Here is a 19,025-nt window from a genome sequence, read left to right on the forward strand (position 1 = left end):
TCAAAGCACTGGAAGCCGCCATGTCCGCACCTACCGTCACCCCCATCCGCCGCGCCCTGATCAGCGTTTCGGACAAAACCGGGCTGATTGAACTGGGACGCCGCCTGGCCGCCGCCAAGGTAGAACTGCTCTCTACTGGCGGCAGCGCCAAGGCTCTGCGCGAAGCGGGCATTGCAGTCAAGGATGTCAGCGAGCTCACCGACTTTCCCGAAATCATGGACGGTCGCGTCAAGACCTTGCACCCCAAGGTTCACGGTGGTTTGCTGGGCCGTCGCGGTATCGATGACAAAATCATGGCCGAACTGGATATCGCTCCGATCGACCTGCTGGTGCTGAACCTTTATCCGTTCGAAGCCACCGTCGCCAAACCCGATTGCACGCTGGAGCAAGCCATCGAGAACATCGATATCGGCGGCCCGGCCATGCTGCGTTCCGCAGCCAAGAACTGGAGCGATGTCGGCGTACTGACCTCGCCCGACCAATATGAGGAAACTCTAGCCGCCATCGAGCAGCACGGTGGCTTGAGCCGAGCAACACGCTTCAAGCTTGCCGTCGCTGCCTTCAATCGCGTATCCAACTACGACGGCGCCATCAGCGATTACCTGTCGGGTCTGCATCTCAATGACGCGCAGGATGCCATTGCCAGTCGCGATGCATTCCCAGGTCAGGCTAATGGTCGCTTCGTGAAGCTGATGGATCTGCGCTACGGCGAAAATCCGCATCAGCAAGCGGCGTTCTATCGCGATCTGTATCCGGCGCCAGGCACGCTCGCCACGTTTCGCCAGTTGCAAGGCAAGGAGCTATCGTTCAACAACATCGCCGATTCCGACGCTGCGTGGGAATGCGTGCGCAGCTTCAGCAAACCGGCCTGCTCGATCGTCAAACACGCCAATCCGTGCGGCGTCGCGGTAAGCCTCGATGGCATCGGCCGTGCTTACGATCTCGCCTATCAAACCGACCCCACCTCGGCCTTCGGCGGCATCATCGCCTTTAATCGTGATGTGGATGGCACGACAGCGCGCGCTATCGTCGAGCGTCAGTTCGTGGAAGTCGTGCTGGCGCCGGGCTATGCGGATGATGCACTGAAAGCCTTCGCGAAGAAGGGCAATGTGCGCGTATTGGTGATCCCATCGCCGGCCAGCAATGATCTGAGCCAGGCACATCCGGGCAATGATTCACGCCGTGTCGGCTCGGGCCTGCTGATCCAGACGGCCGACCGCGGCATGGTTACCACCGACGACCTGAAAATCGTCACGCGCCGCGCACCGACTGAGGTGGAGATCAACGATCTGATCTTTGCCTGGAAGGTAGCCAAGTACGTCAAGAGCAACGCCATCGTCTACGCCCGCGATCGCCAGACCATCGGCATCGGTGCCGGCCAGATGAGCCGCGTCTACAGCGCGCGCATAGCCGGTATCAAAGCAGCGGATGAAAAACTGGAAGTACGTGGTTCGGTGATGGCGTCCGACGCCTTCTTCCCGTTCCGCGACGGTATCGATGCCGCCGCCGCAGCAGGCATTTGCGCGGTGATCCAGCCAGGCGGCTCCATGCGCGACGCGGAAGTGATTGCCGCTGCCGATGAGCACGACATGGCCATGGTGTTTACCGGCATGCGCCATTTCCGTCATTGACGTAGGGGTGCAAACCCCAACGTCACCATCGTCATCGACATGACAGAGTTGGGGTTTGCATCCCAACCTACGAATCATTCAAGCGACTCGGCAAGCACGAGCCTCTCGCGGCGTTGTGCATAACGCCGCGCCAGCACCACACACGTCATCAGACAGGTTCTATCACGGCATTGAATCAGGATCCGCTATCTTCCGACGACGAGGCCGAGGCCGGTTTACTGCCTCCCCATTGCATGATCTTGTACATCACGGGCTTGATGGGAGGCTGGCCGTTTTGGTCCAGAATCTTGCCATCCGGGTCCACGTTGTAGATCTGCTGCGGACCGAACTTGGGCGTCACCACCACCATGTAGACCTTGCCGTTCTCGCGGTATTCCTGGATGGTGTTGTCACCTTCCTGGCGTACTTGCACGTCCGGCACCGAATGACCCTTTGCGTCCTTGTTCGCTGGCGTACCCGGCATCTTCGGCATCGGGATCGGCTTGCCGGGGAGATGGCTGGGTTTAAGCTCGGCGGGGCTGGTTGCCGGTTCGGCCATGGTGGCGGCTTCGACCGGCGGGGCCGTTGCCGGATTCACACCCGGATCGTTCATGCCAGGCGGCGGCGGGGCCGGAGCGAAATGAGGGGCCGCTGACGAGGACGAAGAGGTCTGCGCAAAGACCGGCGAGGCAGCCAGGATAGCCAAGGCGTAAAGACAGGCAGCGTATTTCATGTCGATGACCTCGTTGGGGGTTTGAATAATAACAGCGCTGGACGCACCTGCCTGTGAACCAGCCCCGGTCGCGACCGTGCAAGAATACAAGGATGCCAAACCTTACGCTTATCGACGGCTCCTCCTATCTGTTTCGCGCCTTTCATGCGCTACCGCCATTGAGCAATTCGCAAGGCGAGCCTACCGGCGCCTTGTTCGGCGTGGTCAACATGCTGCGCTCCATACTCAAGGCCAAACCCGACTACGTGGCTTTTGTCAGCGACGCCTCGGGGCCAACATTCCGCAACGTGCTGTATGACAAGTACAAGGCCAATCGGCCACCGATGCCCAATGAACTGCGGGCGCAGATCGAGCCGATGCTAGCGATTGTCAGAGCGTTGGGCTTTCCAATCCTGCGCGTCAGTGCCGTGGAAGCGGATGACGTCATCGGTACGCTCGCCAAACAAGCCCATGAGCAAGGCATCGACGTACTCATCTCCACCGGCGACAAGGATCTCGCCCAGCTCGTGCGCCCCGGCATCACCCTGGTCAACACAATGACCAACACCATCATGGATACGGCCGGCGTAGTGGAAAAATTCGGCGTGAAGCCAGAGCAGATCATCGACTTCCTCAGCCTTACCGGCGATACCGTCGACAACGTGCCGGGTGTCAACAAGTGCGGCCCCAAGACCGCCGCGAAATGGCTGGCCGAATATGGTTCGCTGGATGGCGTGATCGCCAACGCGGACAAGATCAGCGGCAAAATCGGTGAATATCTGCGAGAGGCACTGCCGGAATTGCCGTTGTCGCGCGAACTGGTCACCATCAAAACCGACGTGACTCTGGAAAAGACAGTCGAGCAACTCACGCTGCATGAGCGCGATACGAATGCGCTGCGCGAATTGTTCACGCGCTACGAATTCAAGGCGGGGTTGAAGGAGTTGGAGGGGGAAGGAGCGGGACTCGGGACTCGGGACTCGGGACTCGAAAAAGCCGCGCCATCTCCGCCACCCCGCGAAGGGGTTCCAGGATCTTCAGCTCTTGCTAGTCCCGAGTCCCGAGTCCCGAGTCCCGCTCAATACGAACTCGTTATCACCGAAGCGAGGTTCGATCAATGGATATCGCGCCTGCACGACGCACTCCTTATCGCTTTCGACACCGAAACCACCAGCCTTGATTCGATGCAGGCGGATATCGTCGGTCTGAGCCTGTCGGTCCAGCCAGGCCATGCCTGCTATATCCCGCTAGGCCACGACTATCCCGGCGCCCCCACGCAACTGTCGCGCGACAAAGTGCTGGCAGCACTGAAACCCATCTTCGAAGACCCCAAACGCCCCAAGGTCGGCCAACACGCCAAGTACGACATGAACATCCTGTCGCATTACGGCATCGTGGTGCAGGGGCTGAAGCATGACACCATGCTCGAATCCTATGTGTGGAATGCGACCGCCACGCGCCACGACATGGATTCGCTGGCCCGCAAATACCTCGGCTACGAGACCGTGAAATACGAGGAAGTCGCCGGCAAGGGCGCCAAGCAGATTTCCTTTTCGCAAGTCGATCTGGACACTGCCTGCCGCTACGCCGCCGAAGATGCGGATATCACCTTGCGCTTGCATCGCGCGTTATGGCCGCTGCTGGAAAGCGAACCGAAGCTGCTTAAGGTTTACGAAGATATCGAAATTCCGCTGGTGCCGGTGCTGGCCGGCATGGAACAGCACGGCGTATTGATCGACGTGAACGAACTGCGCAAACAAAGCCAGCAACTCGGCAAGCGCATGCTCGAATTGCAGCAGGAAGCATGGAAATCGGCAGGACGCGAATTCAATCTGGACTCGCCCAAACAACTGCAAGCGATTCTGTTTGACGAACTTGGCTTGCCGGCGAAACTGAAAACACCGACCGGGCAACCATCCACCAACGAAGAGGCGCTGGACGCCATCGCCGACGACCATCCCCTGCCTCGCCTGATCCTGGAATACCGCGGTCTGGCCAAGCTGCGCTCAACCTATACGGAGAAGCTGGCGGAGATGGTCAATCCGCGCGATGGCCGCGTGCACACCAGCTATCACCAGGGCGCCGTCGCAACCGGACGCATCTCTTCCAACGATCCCAACCTACAAAACATCCCGGTGCGCACCGAGGAAGGCCGACGCATTCGCCAAGCCTTTATCGCGCCGAAGGATTGGCTGGTGATGGCCGCCGACTACTCACAGATCGAGCTACGCATCATGGCGCATCTCTCGGGCGACGAGGGTTTGGTGCGCGCCTTCCAGGAAGGCGGCGACATTCATCGCGCCACCGCAGCGGAGGTGTTCGGCCTTGATCCCAAAGATGTCACCAGCAATCAGCGCCGCGCGGCCAAGGCCATCAACTTCGGCCTGATGTACGGCATGAGCGCATTCGGCCTGGCGCGCCAGCTCGGCGTGGATCGCGGCGAGGCCAGCGATTACATGGCGCGCTATTTCTCGCGCTATCCCGGCGTGCATGCCTTTATGGAGACCACGCGCGAACGTGCGCATCGTGACGGCTACGTGGAAACACTCTTCGGCCGCCGCTTGTATCTGGAAAACTTGAGTGCCCGCAATCAGGCATTGCGCGCCGGCGCCGAACGCGCCGCCGTCAATGCGCCAATGCAAGGCACCGCGGCGGACATCATCAAGCGCGCCATGATCACCGTCGCCGCGTGGCTCAAGGACCGCGACGATGCGCACATGCTGATGCAGGTGCACGACGAACTCGTGTTCGAAGTACGCGCCGGTGCCGTCGACAGCGTGCGCGAGGCCGTGAGAGAGCGCATGTCCGGCGCGGCCACCTTGCACGTGCCGCTGATCGTGGATATCGGTGTCGGCAAGAATTGGGACGAGGCGCATTGATCAGGGCATTCTTCCGACGACGTCGATCCATTTGGACGTCTGTATGCCGAAGGTCATGGGGCGTTGTCACGCAGATGAATCGCGGCTGACCAATTCCGAATTTTTATACCCGCTCGCGCAACTTTTCGCTCTTGCCCGCACTCCAACGTTTCGGATGCACGCAACGGCATCCCCGGCGCCCACCTCCCTGGGTTGCCATCCGGAATCGGACCTCTCCCCTGGGCTCCGCTTCCACCAGCCCCGAGAACTCCCCCTAGTTCTCGGGGCTTTTTCTTTTTACGCGTTCTATACGCGGACCGGCTTTTTCGCTACCCGCTTCTTATGCGTCGGTGCCTAGAGTACGTAGCTGTGAGGCACTGAGTGACGATGATGGACGTTATCTACCTACTTTTCAGCTTCGTGTTGGCTGCTGCCACGCTGGGCTTTCTGTTGCTCTGCGACCGGCTGGGATCGCATAGCTAACGGCACGCGACCCAGCCACACAGCTCTCTTCAAGCTCGTCTTAGCGGAGCAAATCCCATGAACTTCTTCTACGGACTGGCCGCCGTGATCGCAGTGGCGCTGACGGTCTATTTGTGTGTGGCGCTGTTGAAACCGGAGTGGTTCGAATGACTGCCAACGACTTTATCCAGATTGGCATTTATCTGGTCGTCCTCCTGCTGCTCATCAAACCGATGGGCAGCTACATGGCGCACGTGTATGCCGATCAACCCCATCGCATCACCCGGCTAGGTGGTGGCGTGGAGCGGTTTATCTATCGTCTTTGCGGCGTGGACGCTAGGGAAGACATGGGCTGGAAACGTTATGCGCTCGCCATGCTGCTGTTCAACGTGTGTGGCATGTTGATGGTGTACCTGCTGCAGCGAGTGCAGCAGTGGCTGCCGCTGAATCCCCAGCACTTCCCGGCCGTCGCCCCGGACCTGTCCATCAACACGGCGATCAGCTTCATCACCAACACCAATTGGCAGGCGTACTCGGGCGAGTCCTCGCTGAGCTACCTGACCCAGATGATGGGTCTGGCGGTGCAGAACTTCATGTCCGCCGCTTGCGGCATTGCCGTGGCGATCGCCGTGATCCGTGGCTTTGTGCGTAAAACGACCCAGCTTATCGGTAATTTCTGGGTCGACCTGACGCGCACCACGCTGTATGTGCTGATACCGATTTCCTTCGTGCTGGCCCTGCTGCTGGTGTCGCAGGGTGTGATCCAGAACTTCAAGTCGTATGTCGATGTGCCGGTGATGCAGACCACCACCTATGCCAACCCGGTGACCGACGCGGCTGGTAACCCCGTCAAGGATGCGTCAGGCAACCCCGTCACCAAACCGGCACAGCTCACCTCGCAAACGTTGCCGATGGGGCCGACGGCCTCGCAGGTGGGGATCAAGATGCTGGGTACCAACGGTGGCGGTTTCTTCAACGCGAACTCGGCGCATCCGTACGAGAATCCCACGCCGTTCTCCAACTTCCTGGAGATGCTGGCGATCTTCCTGATTCCCGGTGGCCTGTGCATCACCTTCGGCGACATGGTGGACGATCGCCGGCAGGGCTGGGCGATTCTCGCCACCATGCTGGTGATCTTCATCCCGTTGACGATGGGTGTGACCGCCGCAGAGCAGGCCGGCAACCCGATCATGCACGGCTTGATGGTTGATCAGCACGCGTCGGCCTTGCAGCCGGGCGGCAATATGGAAGGTAAGGAAACGCGCTTCGGTATCGTGGCCAGCACGCTGTTTACGGCGATCACCACCGGTGCATCCTGCGGTGCCGTGAACAATATGCACGATTCGCTCACCTCGCTTGGCGGCCTGGTGCCGATGTGGTTGATCCAGCTCGGCGAGGTGGTCTTCGGCGGTGTGGGTTCGGGCCTGTACGGCATGCTTGCCTTCGCCGTGGTGGCGGTGTTCATCGCCGGCCTGATGGTGGGGCGTACGCCGGAATACATCGGCAAGAAGATCGAGGCGCACGAGATGAAGATGGCCAGTCTGGCCGTGCTGATTCCCTGCGCACTGGTGGTGATCTGCACGGCCATTGCAGTGCTGGTTCCTGCCGGTACGGCGGCGGTCGGCAACCCCGGGGCGCACGGCTTCAGCGAAATTCTCTACGCAGTGAGTTCGGCGACCAACAACAACGGCAGCGCGTTCGCGGGTCTTTCCGCCAATGTGCCGTTCTGGAACGTGTTGCTCGGCGTGTGCATGTTCCTGTCGCGCTACACCCTGGCGATCGCGATGCTGGCGCTGGCTGGTTCGCTGGCGGCAAAGAAGCATGTTCCCGAATCGGCAGGCACCTTGCCAACCCACACGCCACTGTTCGTCACCCTACTGGCAAGCGTAGTGATCATCGTCGGCGCACTTACCTTTCTGCCCGCGCTGGCACTCGGCCCGATTGCCGAGTTCCTGATGTCCGCGCACTAAGTTTTTTCACTCCCTCTCCCCTCTGGGGAGAGGGTTGGGGTGAGGGGTAGGGCTTGTGGGAAACAACGAAACCTCGTTGGACCCCAATGCTTACTTCTTGCCAATAGATAGATCACGCGAGGCTTGCCCCTCACCCCGACCCTCTCCCCGGAGGGGAGAGGGAGCAAAAGCAAAACCTGGAGTTCACTAATGACTTCCCATGCCCACGCTGTCCGCACTTTCGACCGGACCTTGATTCTGAAGGCCGTCGCGGACGCTTTTCGCAAGCTGTCGCCGCGCATGCAATTTCGCAATCCGGTGATGTTCGTGGTGTTCGTGTGCAGCGTGCTGACCACCTTGCTGTGGATTCAGGCGTTGACCGGTCACGGCGAAGCGCCCACCGCCTTCATCTTCCTGGTCAGTATCTGGCTGTGGTTTACGTTGTTGTTTGCCAACTTCGCCGAAGCGCTGGCGGAAGGCCGCGGTAAGGCGCAAGCGGCAGCCCTGCGCAGCACGCGCAAGGACGTGATCGCCAAGAAGCTGGCCGAAGCCAAGCGCGATGCTGAAATCACCTTCGTGCCTTCCAACGAATTGCGCGCCGGCAACGTCGTGCTGGTAGAAGCGAACGAGCAGATTCCCGGCGACGGCGAGGTGGTGATCGGCGCCGCCAGCGTGGACGAAAGTGCGATCACGGGTGAATCCGCGCCGGTGATTCGCGAGTCCGGCGGAGACCGTAGCGCCGTTACCGGCGGCACCCGCGTGCTGTCGGATTGGCTGGTGGTCAAGATCACGCAGAACCCGGGCGAAAGCTTTCTGGATCGCATGATCGCGATGGTGGAAGGCGCGGCGCGGCGCAAGACGCCGAACGAAATCGCGCTGACCATTCTGCTGGCCAAATTCACCCTGATCTTCCTGCTCGCCTGCGCCACCCTGCTGCCGTATTCGATTTACAGCGTGCAGGTGGCCGGCAAGGGCAATCCGATCACGCTGACCGTGCTGGTCGCGCTGCTGGTATGCCTGATTCCCACCACGATTGGTGCCTTGTTGTCGGCGATTGGTATTGCCGGCATGGACCGCATGATCCGCGCCAACGTGATCGCCACGTCCGGTCGCGCGGTGGAAGCCGCCGGTGACGTGGACGTGCTGTTGCTGGACAAGACCGGCACCATCACCCTCGGCAACCGCCAGGCTGTCGCGTTTCATGCAGCGCCGGGCATCGAAGAACACACCCTGGCCGATACCGCACAGTTGGCCTCGCTGGCCGACGAAACGCCGGAAGGCCGCAGCGTGGTGGTGCTGGCCAAGGAGAAGTTCGGCCTGCGCGGACGCGATCTGCAATCGCTGCACGCTGAATTCGTACCGTTTACTGCGCAGACGCGTATGAGTGGTGTGGACATGGGCGAGCGCCGTATCCGCAAGGGCGCACTGGATGCGGTGGAGCGCTATCTGACCAGCCTTGGCAGCCATCTGCCGCCGGCGGTCAAGCGCATGGCCGAAGACATCGCTCGCCGTGGCGCCACGCCGCTGATCGTCACCGAAGGCGATCGTGCACTGGGTGTGATCGAGCTGAAGGACATCGTCAAGGGCGGCATCAAGGAGCGTTTCGCCGAGCTGCGCCGCATGGGTATCAAGACGGTGATGGTGACCGGCGACAACCCGCTCACCGCCGCCGCGATTGCCGCCGAAGCAGGCGTGGACGATTTCCTGGCCGAAGCCACTCCCGAAGCCAAGCTCAAATTGATCCGCACGATGCAGGGCGAAAGCCGCCTGGTAGCGATGTGCGGCGACGGCACCAACGATGCGCCGGCACTGGCCCAGGCCGACGTAGCGGTAGCGATGAATACCGGTACACAGGCGGCGAAAGAAGCCGGCAACATGGTCGATCTCGATTCCAACCCGACCAAGCTGATCGAGGTGGTGGAGATCGGCAAACAAATGCTGATCACGCGCGGTTCGCTGACCACGTTCTCGATTGCCAATGACGTGGCCAAGTACTTCGCCATCATCCCGGCAGCCTTCGCCACCACCTACCCGGCCCTCAATGCGCTGAACGTGATGAAGCTAGCCACACCGCAGAGTGCCATTCTGTCGGCAGTGATCTTCAACGCGCTGATCATCATCTTTCTCATTCCATTGGCATTGAAGGGCGTGAAATACCGCGCGCTCGGTGCCGGTGCGCTGCTGCGCCGGAACCTGCTGATTTATGGCCTGGGCGGCATCGTGGTGCCGTTCATCGGTATCAAGCTGATCGACATGCTGCTGGTCCTGTTTGGACTCGCTTGAGGAGATAAGGAAGGTATGTTTTCCAAGAAGGCTCTTGTCACATCGATCCTGCTGACCGTCGGCCCCATGTCGCAGGTACTGGCGCAATCGACCAACGTCAGCACTATGCCGACCAGCAGCCTGCCTGCTTCACCGGCCGCCACGCTAAGCGGTGATTGCACCCATGGTTTTTTTACCCGCCTGATGGCCGCCTATCGTGAAGACGCGCAACCGTCCGATCCGAATGCCCCTGCACCGGCACGTCGCGGCATGGATTCGCCGTTTGATTCGCCGCCGTTCCCGAATTCCGAATGGCAGCTCGGCGGCGTGGATGAACCGATCGGGGTGCCGGATACGAACTCCCCATATCCGCTGGAAAAAGCGCTGGGTTGCACCAAGTTCGGCCAATGGATGCAGCTCAACCGCATCGAGATGTACGGCTGGATCAATCCGTCCGCCAACATCAGCTCGTCCAGCTTCACCAACTATCCGTTGTCGTACGCAACACGCCCGAATCGCGTGGAGTTTGACCAGTTCCTGTTCCGCATCGAACGTTTGCCCGACACGGTGCAGACCGATCACATCGACTGGGGTTTCCATTTCGATAATTTGTGGGGCTACGATTACCACTACACCACGATGAAGGGTGTTTTCAGTAATCAGTTGTTGAACAACTCCAGCGTCAATCAGCCGTTGCCCGGCAAAGTCTACGGTGACGATCCAATGATCTGGTATGTCGATCTGTATATTCCCTGGATCGCCCAGGGCATGCAGATCACGGCCGGGCGTTATCTGTCCCTGCCGGATATCGAAGCGCAGTTCTCGCCGGAAAACTACCTGTTGACGCACTCCATCCTGTACACGGCGGACGCATACACCAACGTCGGCATCATCACCACCACCAAACTCAACAACCGATGGACGCTGCAGCTTGGCATACATGGCGGCGACGACTCGGCGCCCTGGAACAGCTCCAGCCGCGCCAGCCTGCAAGCGTGCGTGCGCTGGGTATCTGCGTCTAACAACGACATGCTCTATCCCTGTGTCGAGTCTTACAACAACGACAAGCAGACCTATAACAACCTGCAGGAATTCGTCACCACGTGGGGCCATCGCTTCAGCCACCGCGTCCATATGCTGACCGAGGCTTACTACATCTACGTGAAGGACCAGCCCGGTGCGCCCATGGGCGTGCCTGGCTATCCGCTGGGCCAAGCTCCGAACTTCCCTATTGGCAACAATCCGGCCTACGGCGTCGTGAACTATTTCAACATCGAGTTGAATCCCAACAACATGATCTCGATCCGCAACGAGTTTTACGATGACAAGCAGGGGCAGCGCACCGGGTTCGCCACGCGTTATTCCAGCCACACCATCGGCCTGACGCATTGGGTCACGCAGGATCTGGAGATCCGGCCGGAGCTCCGCTACGAGCGCGCCTACGATTTCCCCGCCTACAACGGCGGCAAGAAAAACTATCAGGTGACCGCGTTGATCGACGCGATCCTGCACTACTGAGGTGACAATCATGAGCCGGTTGATTCGCAATGCCCTTTCCATGCTGCTGGTGATGACCGCCATCACCGGCGTGGCCTATCCACTGGTCGTCACTGGGGTGGCGCAGGTGCTGTTCCCGCACCAGGCCAATGGCAGCCTGATCATGCGCGACGGCAAGCCGATCGGCTCGGAGCTAATCGGCCAGAGCTTCGACGACCCCAAGTATTTCTGGGGTCGTCCGTCTGCCACGACGCCACAGCCGTATAACGGCACAGCTTCCAACGGATCCAACCTGGGGCCGACCAATCCGGCGCTGCACGATGCCGTGCAGCACCGGATCGATGCGCTGCATAAGGCAGACCCAAGTAACAATACTGCGGTGCCGACTGACTTGGTCACGGCTTCGGGCAGCGGCCTTGATCCGGAAATCAGCCCGGCCGCGACGCAGTATCAAATTGCCCGCGTGGCACGTGCACGCAAGTTGAGCGTGGATCAGGTGCAACGGTTGGTAGCGAAACATACGCAAGGGCGCCAGCTTGGTTTGCTAGGCGAGCCACGGGTGAATGTGTTGCAACTGAATTTGGCGCTGGACAAGTTGCAGGCGAAGTGATGTTCGCGATTCTTCGTAGGTTGGGGTGCAAACCCCAACATTGCCATACGCACATACAACCCGATGTTGGGGTTTGCACCCCAACTTACGTAAGATGCCATGGCCATGACCGAAGCCTCCCGTGACGCGCGTGCCGATGCCCTGCTCGATGTCGTGCAGGAAGACAGCAATCGTCGCCTGAAGATTTTCCTCGGTGCCGCACCTGGCGTGGGCAAAACCTACGCCATGCTCTCGGCTGCGCGCGAACTCAAACGCCAGGGCGTGGATGTGGTGGTGGGACTGGTGGAAACCCATGGTCGCGCCGAAACCGCCGCCTTGCTTGAAGGTTTGGAAGTCCTGCCGCGCCTTACCCTGAATTACCAGGGACGCGATTTCACCGAGTTCGACGTGGACGCAGCGCTGGCGCGCAAACCGGCGACTCTGCTGGTCGATGAGCTAGCTCATCGCAATATCCCGGGCAGTCGCCATGAACGACGCTGGCAGGATATTGCCGAGTTGCTGGATGCCGGTATCAAGGTTTACACCGCGCTCAACGTCCAGCATTTGGAAAGCCTCAACGACCAGGTGCGGCGCATCACCGGCATTACCGTGCGTGAGACAGTGCCGGATGCCTTCCTCGACCGCGCTCGCGATATCGTGCTGGTCGACCTGCCCCCGCGCGAGCTGATTGGCCGCCTACGGCAGGGCAAGGTCTATGTGCCGGAAACGGCTGCCGCCGCGCTGGATGCGTTCTTCTCGCCCACCAACCTCGGCGCGTTGCGCGAACTCGCCGTGGATACGATGGCAGGCCATGTCGACAACGATCTGCGCGAACACATGCTGGCCCGCGGCAGTGCCATGCCGGTGCGACGCCGCGTGATGGCGGCGATCGACGGTCATGCGCAAAGCGAGTACCTGGTACGCATTGCCAGGCGCATTGCAGAACGACGTGGTGCGCCTTGGAGTGTGGTCTTTGTCGATACCGGTGTCGCGCTGGATCATACCCGGCGCGAACGTATCGACACGGCGATGCGCCTGGCGCGTCGACTCGGCGGTGATGCCACTGTACTGCGCGGCCATGCCATTGCAGATGAACTGCTGGTGCATGCTGATCGCGAAGGCGTCGGTCAGATCATTCTCGGCCGTACGCGTGAGCGCGTGCTGGCACGCATGCTGGGCCGTTCGCTGACACAACAACTGCTGCGTCGCGGTGCGCATCTCGAATTGACGATCATCGCAACGCCGACGGAACGGATACGCGCACGCAAGCGCCTACACCTGATGCCTGCGCATGGGCGACGAGACGAATATGTGTTCGCCACCGTCGTGATTGCCGCAGCGATCGGATTGGCGTTTATCGCCGACCGTTATCTTTCGGTCGCCAACCTTGCGCTGATTTTTCTTACCGCGGTCATGACGGTCGCGGTGCGCACGCGCATGGCGGTTGCGGTCTACACCGCAATACTCTGTTTTATCGGCTACAACTTCTTCTTCGTACCGCCACGTTACACACTGGCCATTTCCAATCCAGACGACGTGCTGGCAGTGACCTTGTTCTTGCTGGTTGCGCTCATCTGCAGCCGGCTTGCCACACGACTGGCCAGCCAGGTGGAGTCATTGCGTGCGGCCCATGACTATTCGCATACGCTATTGACCCTGGGCCAGCGACTGGCCTCGAGCCCGGATGCGGACACCGTGCACGAGGTTGGCGCTGCGGCACTCGCCCATGGCTTGCGCTGCGAAGCGGCGATTCTGTCGCGCGATGTGGAACATCACCTGCAAGTAACCGCCAACAGTTCGCGCACGCTGAGCTTGACCACGCAGGATATGGCCGCTGCGGAGTGGTGCGAACAACACACCGAGCCCGCCGGGCGCTTTACCGACACGCTCAACGCGGCGCGTTGCTGGATATTGCCGTTGGGTACCGATGATCGTCATCTTGGCGTAGCCGCTTTGCGCTTTGAAAACGGCATCTCGCCGGATATCGATCGACGCAGCCTCGCGCTCGCCATGGTGCAGGATATCGGCCAGGCGCTGGAGCGTGCGCGACTGGCTTCCGAGCTTGAAGGCGCGCGCGTGCAGGGCGAAACCGAGCGTCTGCGCAATGCCCTGCTCTCTTCCGTGTCGCACGATCTGCGCTCACCGCTCGCTTCCATGATCGGCTCGGCGGGCACACTATCCAGCTACTGGGGGCAGTTGCCAGTGGACGAGCGCCAGGAACTGCTCGACGCCATTCTTGGTGAAGGCCAGCGGCTGGACCGCTATATCCAGAATCTGCTGGACATGACACGGCTCGGCCACGGTACGTTGAAACTCAATCGCGACTGGACGGATGCCGCTGAAATCATCGCTTCGGCGATCACGCGCTTGCGCAAGCTATTTCCCGAACTGCGGGTGGATACGATCCTGCCGAACGAAACGGTGCTGCTGTTCGTGCATCCGGCATTGATCGAGCAGGCACTGTTCAACATCCTGGAAAATGCTGCACGCTTCTCCCCACCAGGCGATGCGGTGCGCGTGATCGTGCGCGTAGCAGGTGACCGACTGTTTATCGACGTGGTGGATCGCGGCCCCGGCATTCCCGAAGAAGAACGTGCACGCATCTTCGACATGTTCTACTCCGTCGCGCGTGGCGACCGCGCCCCGCAAGGCACCGGTCTGGGGCTGGCGATCTGCCGAGGCATGATCGGCGCCCACGGCGGCAGCGTAGAAGCCTTGCCCGGCGAAGGCGTTGGTACCACCATTCGCATCAGTCTGCCCTTGCCCACCCCTAAACCATGACTGCCGCCCATCCATGCGCTCTAGTCATTGACGACGAGACGCAGATCCGCAAGTTTCTCGATATCGGCCTGCGCGCCGAAGGTTATGACGTGCTGCTCGCAGGCAACGCCGCCGACGGTCTGGCACTGGCCGCGACGCGCAACCCCGATGTAGTGATTCTGGATATCGGCCTGCCCGATCGTGAAGGGCACGACGTGCTGGCCGAGCTGCGCCAGTGGACCCAGGTGCCCGTATTGATGCTGTCGGTACGCGATAGCGAGCAGGAAAAAGTGAAGGCGCTCGATGCCGGCGCGAACGATTACATGACCAAACCGTTCGGTATCCAAGAATTGATGGCTCGTCTGCGCGCCTTGTTGCGCAATCGCGTGGTTGGCACCGAAGCACCGCCACGCTACGAAGACGAACGCTTGCACATCGATCTTGGCTTGCGCGAAGTTACGCTGGATGGTGCACCGCTTTCGCTGACTCGCAAGGAATACGCTGTGCTCACCATGCTGGTGCGTCACGCCGGACGCGTGGTGAGTCAGCAACAGCTATTGCGCGAGATATGGGGCGGCACGCATGTGCAGGACACGCACTACCTGCGCATCGTGCTGGGCAAATTGCGGCAGAAACTTGGTGATGATCCGGCGACGCCGAGATGGCTGAGAACCGAACCTGGCGTGGGTTATCGATTCTTGCCGGGCGGCGGATAAAAACATGCTGGTATCGCTGCCTTTGGCGGGTAGTTCCAGCCGATTGACGCACATCCCGTTGATGGCGATGTCACTGCGATGACCCAAACCTCCTGTTTTCATCACGGCGGTTACATGCCTGGGCATTTCCAGGAGTCGTAAGGGATGGAGTGTGTCTTGAGGTACTCTCTGACTTGCGGATCCAGCTTTACGTATTCCCCGTTGTATTCCCCTTGATATGACCCCTTCGGCTCGATGTGCGCGCGAGTGCAAAGCACTTCCACCGGTTCGCTGGTAGTGCCCATGACCCACACCTTGATCCATCCCCCGGGCGCAAGGCCAATGCTCAGGAATCGTTGATAGTCGTAACGGTCTGCCACCAGTATCGAAGGAGCCTTGCTTAGCATCTGCTGTCGCACGGTTTCTGGAATGTCGATAATCGCGCTGTACGTTTGCGGTTCCACCAGCGATTGCCAGCGCACGTAGATGCGCTTGGGCAAGCCGGCGTTGTAGATGTCTCGACCCGATCCTGAACTGATCCGCGTGCCCCAGCCTTCCGGATCGCCACGATAAGCCAGCGAAACGATGCCTTGCATCATGCCGAAATAAAAGCGTCCCTGCGTGTCTTCAATATCGGCCGTCTCTAGCCATACCTCCATGCGAGCTGGTGCGCGAAAACCTAAATACCAACTTTCGTAAGGCAAGCCGTTGCGCGATGCATGCTGCGCCAGTGCGCAACCGCTCAGCAACAGCACCAGCGAAGACAACAGATACTTGAACATCAGCGATCCTCGTTGGGTAGCACTACGCGCAGGCTGGTATCGCTGCCATTGGCGGGTGGTTCCGGGCGGTTGATGCAGAGCCAATCGATGGTGCGGTGGCCGCGAGAATTTCAACTCACCTTCCTTTCTCACAAGGCACTACATGCCTGGGCATTTCCAGGAATCGTAGGGTAGCGGAGGGTGACCGCTCATGTATTTGGCGATTTCCGGTGACATGGGGCGGTATTTGCCTTGGGATTGTCCTTGATACGGCCCCTTCGGCTCGACATATCCGCGGGTGCAAAGCACTTCCACCGCGTGACTGGCTGGACTCTTTACCCACACCTTGATCCATCCGCCCGGAGCAAGACCGATGCTTAAGTCGCTTCGATAATCGTATTCCTTTGCATTGAGTACCGATTGCACCTTGGTCAGCATCATGCGGCGCACCGACTCGGGAACGTCAATGATCGCGCTGTACGTTTGCGGTTCCACCAGCGACTGCCAGCGCACGTAGATACGCTTGGGCAAGCCGGCGTTGTAGATGTCTCGGCCTTTTCCAGAGGGAATCTTGCTTCCCCATCCTTCCGGATCACCATAGCGGGCTAGCGAAACAGTGCCCTGCATCATGCCGAAATAAAAACGTCCCTGCGTGTCCTCAATATCGGCTGTTTCCAGCCATACTTCCATGCGATCCGGTGCTTGAAAACCTAGATACCAACTGTCGTAAGGCAAACCATTATGCGATGCGTGTTGAGCCAATGCGCAACCATTCAGCAACAGCACAAGCGAGGCGAACAGATACTTGAGCATCAGCGATTCTCGTTGGGCAGCACTACGCGCTGACTTGTATCGCTGCCTTTGGCGGGTGGTTCCGGCCGGTTGATGTAGAGCAGGTCGATGGTGCGACCGCCGCGATAATCCGAGCCTTCGCTTGCTTTACCGAGATTCCAGTTGGCGGATTGATGCAGATAGGCACGGGCTAACAGCGTTTCTTCGTCCTGGAGAAGTGGCTGGCCTGCCAGAAGCTTGACGGAGATGGACATCAACTCTGGTGGCAACGCATAGGCGGGCTCACTGTCATCAATGGCATCCAACGGAACGCCCGCTTCTTCAGCCAGCTTGTACATCACCCGCAGCGGGATCAACTGGTAGCGCCAGTCGATCGGTCGATCCAGCCCCAAGGTGGCGTAGGCGACCGGTTGACGCGTCCGCACCACGCTGCCATGGGCGGGGGGCGCCTGTTCCATCTCGATCCAGGCGTTGGTCGTCAGACAGCGGTCTTCGATGTCGCCCAGGCGCGCTTTCCAGCGTGAGCGTTCGGCCTGCGCCTGTTGCCAGGCGCGGGTGTGTTCGGGGAGCGGCCGATAGCTACGGCCGTTGATTTCTATCGGTGTTTCCACGCTGCGCAGTGGCTTGATCAGCATCAACGGGCCTTCGTGCATGTCACGATAGCCGCCGCCGATGTCCGAATGGACGCCTGGCAAGGCGATTTCGCGGTGTTGCGGCGCGACGGTGGTGAGCATGAAGTTGGCACGGTGTTCATCGCGCGCGGTCAGTTGCACCACCTGGCGGGCGCAGCCGGCTGGCAGGGCGACGTTGATCGGGTCGCTGCGGCCACTGCGCACATTGAAACCGTCTGCCAGGCTGGCGTGCGCAACGACAGTGTCGAACAGTCCCACGAAACCGACGCGAATGTCCTTGCTGGCATCGAAGCCCTGGGCCAGCCTAGCCTGGGTGGCCGGCAGCTTTTGCGCTAATGGGCTGGGCTGTGCGTGGTGGATCTGGTTGACGAAATGGCGCGCTGCCGCGGCGCCACGACTGAAGCCGAATACGTCGAATTCCAGTGCGTCGATGGACAAACTTGGTTCAAGCTCAGCGAAGCGTTTGACGGCGTTTGGAATGGCTTGTACTAACGTCTGCTCCACCTTGGCCAGAATACCCGTGCCTCCAATGCCGAAGCCCATGCCCAGCAGATCGTCGCGCTCACCGGTGACGGTGCCGATGCCTTCGACGTAGATAGGGATGAAATATTCCCGCTGGCCCTCAATCAACGGCTCTTTCGTACTGTCCTGATACAGGTTGTACAACCGCCACACATTGGTATATCCCCCGCCGTAACTGCTGCCGGCATCGGCCATATACGACTGGCAGTGATCGGCAATCGCCGCCTGCTCCTGCGCGCTCTGCCCCAGCGCACTGCCGGTGGAAGCACGGCATTGCGTGGACAGGTCGGTGTTGCCGGCGTTGTTGAGGGTGCCATCGAAGAACACGCCGATGCGCAGCGTACAGCGGCGTTCGGCCGCCTTTTCTCTCTCCATCTCCTGTTCCGGCGGCGGCGGTCCGGCAGAAGGGCGCGCGGGTGGCACTGCCATGGGTGCCTCGAAGGCGGCCTGGACAAACCCGCTCACCGAGTCGGCGTCACCGCTATTGTCCCAGATGGATGAGATGCGCCCATACACGGCCACCAGTTTTGGTGGGCGCTCGCAATTGCACAAGACGATATCGCCTTCCACGGCTTCGTGCGCCTGAATGGTGTCGTCGTACATGCGCAGATTGAACCCCGGAGTGCCAGGGCCGGCTGCTATTTTCCCTGCGATTTTGCATACACCGCACCATGCGCTGTGCCCGAGAAAGGCTTGATTGCGCATCCGTTGATCCGGGCCTTCGATCCGGCACTCGGGTGATCCTCGCATGACTTGGCTGTCATGGCCGTTGTCGAGCGGGTCGCCCTCAACGATGTGATAGAACCTGCGCATGGCCCTTCCGTATATCTGTTTGGACAATGGGAAGCAGATATTGCGCTCACCAGGAAGTCATCGGAATCCCGCTTGCTTCCTCGTAGGGAAATGCTTTTTCGTGGAATTCGG

At 60.2% G+C, this 19,025-nt stretch carries 13 protein-coding genes; 9 read left to right on the forward strand and 4 right to left on the reverse strand.

All coding sequences use genetic code 11. From position 1 onward, the window contains the following. Window positions 1–20: 20 nt before the first annotated feature. Window positions 21–1,631: a bifunctional phosphoribosylaminoimidazolecarboxamide formyltransferase/IMP cyclohydrolase gene (gene purH / locus EO087_RS09430; protein WP_128899879.1), complete on the forward strand. Its 1,611-nt coding sequence runs from the start codon at window positions 21–23 to the stop codon at window positions 1,629–1,631. A 175-nt stretch (window positions 1,632–1,806) separates the two neighbouring features. On the opposite strand, the gene EO087_RS09435 is transcribed toward purH, so the two are convergent. Further along, window positions 1,807–2,343, reverse strand: a complete 537-nt coding sequence (locus EO087_RS09435; protein ID WP_240669013.1) for a DUF2782 domain-containing protein — start codon at window positions 2,341–2,343, stop codon at window positions 1,807–1,809. Between the two features lie 92 nt (window positions 2,344–2,435). On the opposite strand from EO087_RS09435, the gene polA reads away from it, so the two are divergent. From polA to EO087_RS09475, 8 genes are all read left to right on the forward strand, one after another. Further along, window positions 2,436–5,201: a DNA polymerase I gene (polA, locus tag EO087_RS09440; protein WP_128898645.1), complete on the forward strand. Its 2,766-nt coding sequence runs from the start codon at window positions 2,436–2,438 to the stop codon at window positions 5,199–5,201. 519 nt (window positions 5,202–5,720) lie between these two features. Next, the gene (gene kdpF / locus EO087_RS09445) at window positions 5,721–5,813 is read left to right on the forward strand and encodes a K(+)-transporting ATPase subunit F (RefSeq protein ID WP_115496368.1); all 93 of its coding nucleotides are present in this window, start codon (window positions 5,721–5,723) and stop codon (window positions 5,811–5,813) included. After that, window positions 5,810–7,612, forward strand: a complete 1,803-nt coding sequence (kdpA, locus tag EO087_RS09450; RefSeq protein ID WP_128898646.1) for a potassium-transporting ATPase subunit KdpA — start codon at window positions 5,810–5,812, stop codon at window positions 7,610–7,612. The genes kdpF and kdpA overlap by 4 nt, the downstream gene beginning before the upstream one ends. A gap of 189 nt (window positions 7,613–7,801) precedes the next feature. After that, the gene (gene kdpB / locus EO087_RS09455; RefSeq protein ID WP_128898647.1) at window positions 7,802–9,874 is read left to right on the forward strand and encodes a potassium-transporting ATPase subunit KdpB; all 2,073 of its coding nucleotides are present in this window, start codon (window positions 7,802–7,804) and stop codon (window positions 9,872–9,874) included. A 15-nt stretch (window positions 9,875–9,889) separates the two neighbouring features. After that, window positions 9,890–11,371, forward strand: coding sequence for an outer membrane beta-barrel protein (locus EO087_RS09460; protein ID WP_128898648.1), 1,482 nt, complete (start codon window positions 9,890–9,892; stop codon window positions 11,369–11,371). A 10-nt stretch (window positions 11,372–11,381) separates the two neighbouring features. Continuing rightward, entirely contained in the window at window positions 11,382–11,960 is a 579-nt protein-coding gene (gene kdpC, locus EO087_RS09465) for a potassium-transporting ATPase subunit KdpC (protein WP_128898649.1), read from the forward strand. A gap of 105 nt (window positions 11,961–12,065) precedes the next feature. Continuing rightward, window positions 12,066–14,720: a sensor histidine kinase KdpD gene (locus EO087_RS09470; protein ID WP_128898650.1), complete on the forward strand. Its 2,655-nt coding sequence runs from the start codon at window positions 12,066–12,068 to the stop codon at window positions 14,718–14,720. Beyond that, window positions 14,717–15,415, forward strand: coding sequence for a response regulator (locus tag EO087_RS09475; protein ID WP_128898651.1), 699 nt, complete (start codon window positions 14,717–14,719; stop codon window positions 15,413–15,415). Before EO087_RS09470 ends, EO087_RS09475 begins: the two co-directional genes overlap by 4 nt. 110 nt (window positions 15,416–15,525) lie before the next feature. Here the strand turns inward: EO087_RS09475 and EO087_RS09480 are convergent, their stop codons facing one another. The 3 genes from EO087_RS09480 to EO087_RS09490 form a co-directional block, all read right to left on the reverse strand. Further along, window positions 15,526–16,176, reverse strand: coding sequence for a DUF2931 family protein (locus tag EO087_RS09480; RefSeq protein ID WP_128898652.1), 651 nt, complete (start codon window positions 16,174–16,176; stop codon window positions 15,526–15,528). A 138-nt stretch (window positions 16,177–16,314) separates the two neighbouring features. After that, window positions 16,315–16,968 carry a DUF2931 family protein gene (locus tag EO087_RS09485; protein ID WP_128898653.1) on the reverse strand — a complete coding sequence of 218 codons (654 nt, stop codon included), beginning with the start codon at window positions 16,966–16,968 and terminating at the stop codon, window positions 16,315–16,317. After that, on the reverse strand, window positions 16,968–18,914 hold the full coding sequence (locus EO087_RS09490) for a PAAR domain-containing protein (RefSeq protein WP_128898654.1): 1,947 nt from the start codon (window positions 18,912–18,914) through the stop codon (window positions 16,968–16,970). Before EO087_RS09490 ends, EO087_RS09485 begins: the two co-directional genes overlap by 1 nt. Window positions 18,915–19,025 lie beyond the last annotated feature (111 nt).

Source organism: Dyella sp. M7H15-1 (assembly GCF_004114615.1).
In the GTDB taxonomy this organism is placed as follows: domain Bacteria; phylum Pseudomonadota; class Gammaproteobacteria; order Xanthomonadales; family Rhodanobacteraceae; genus Dyella_B.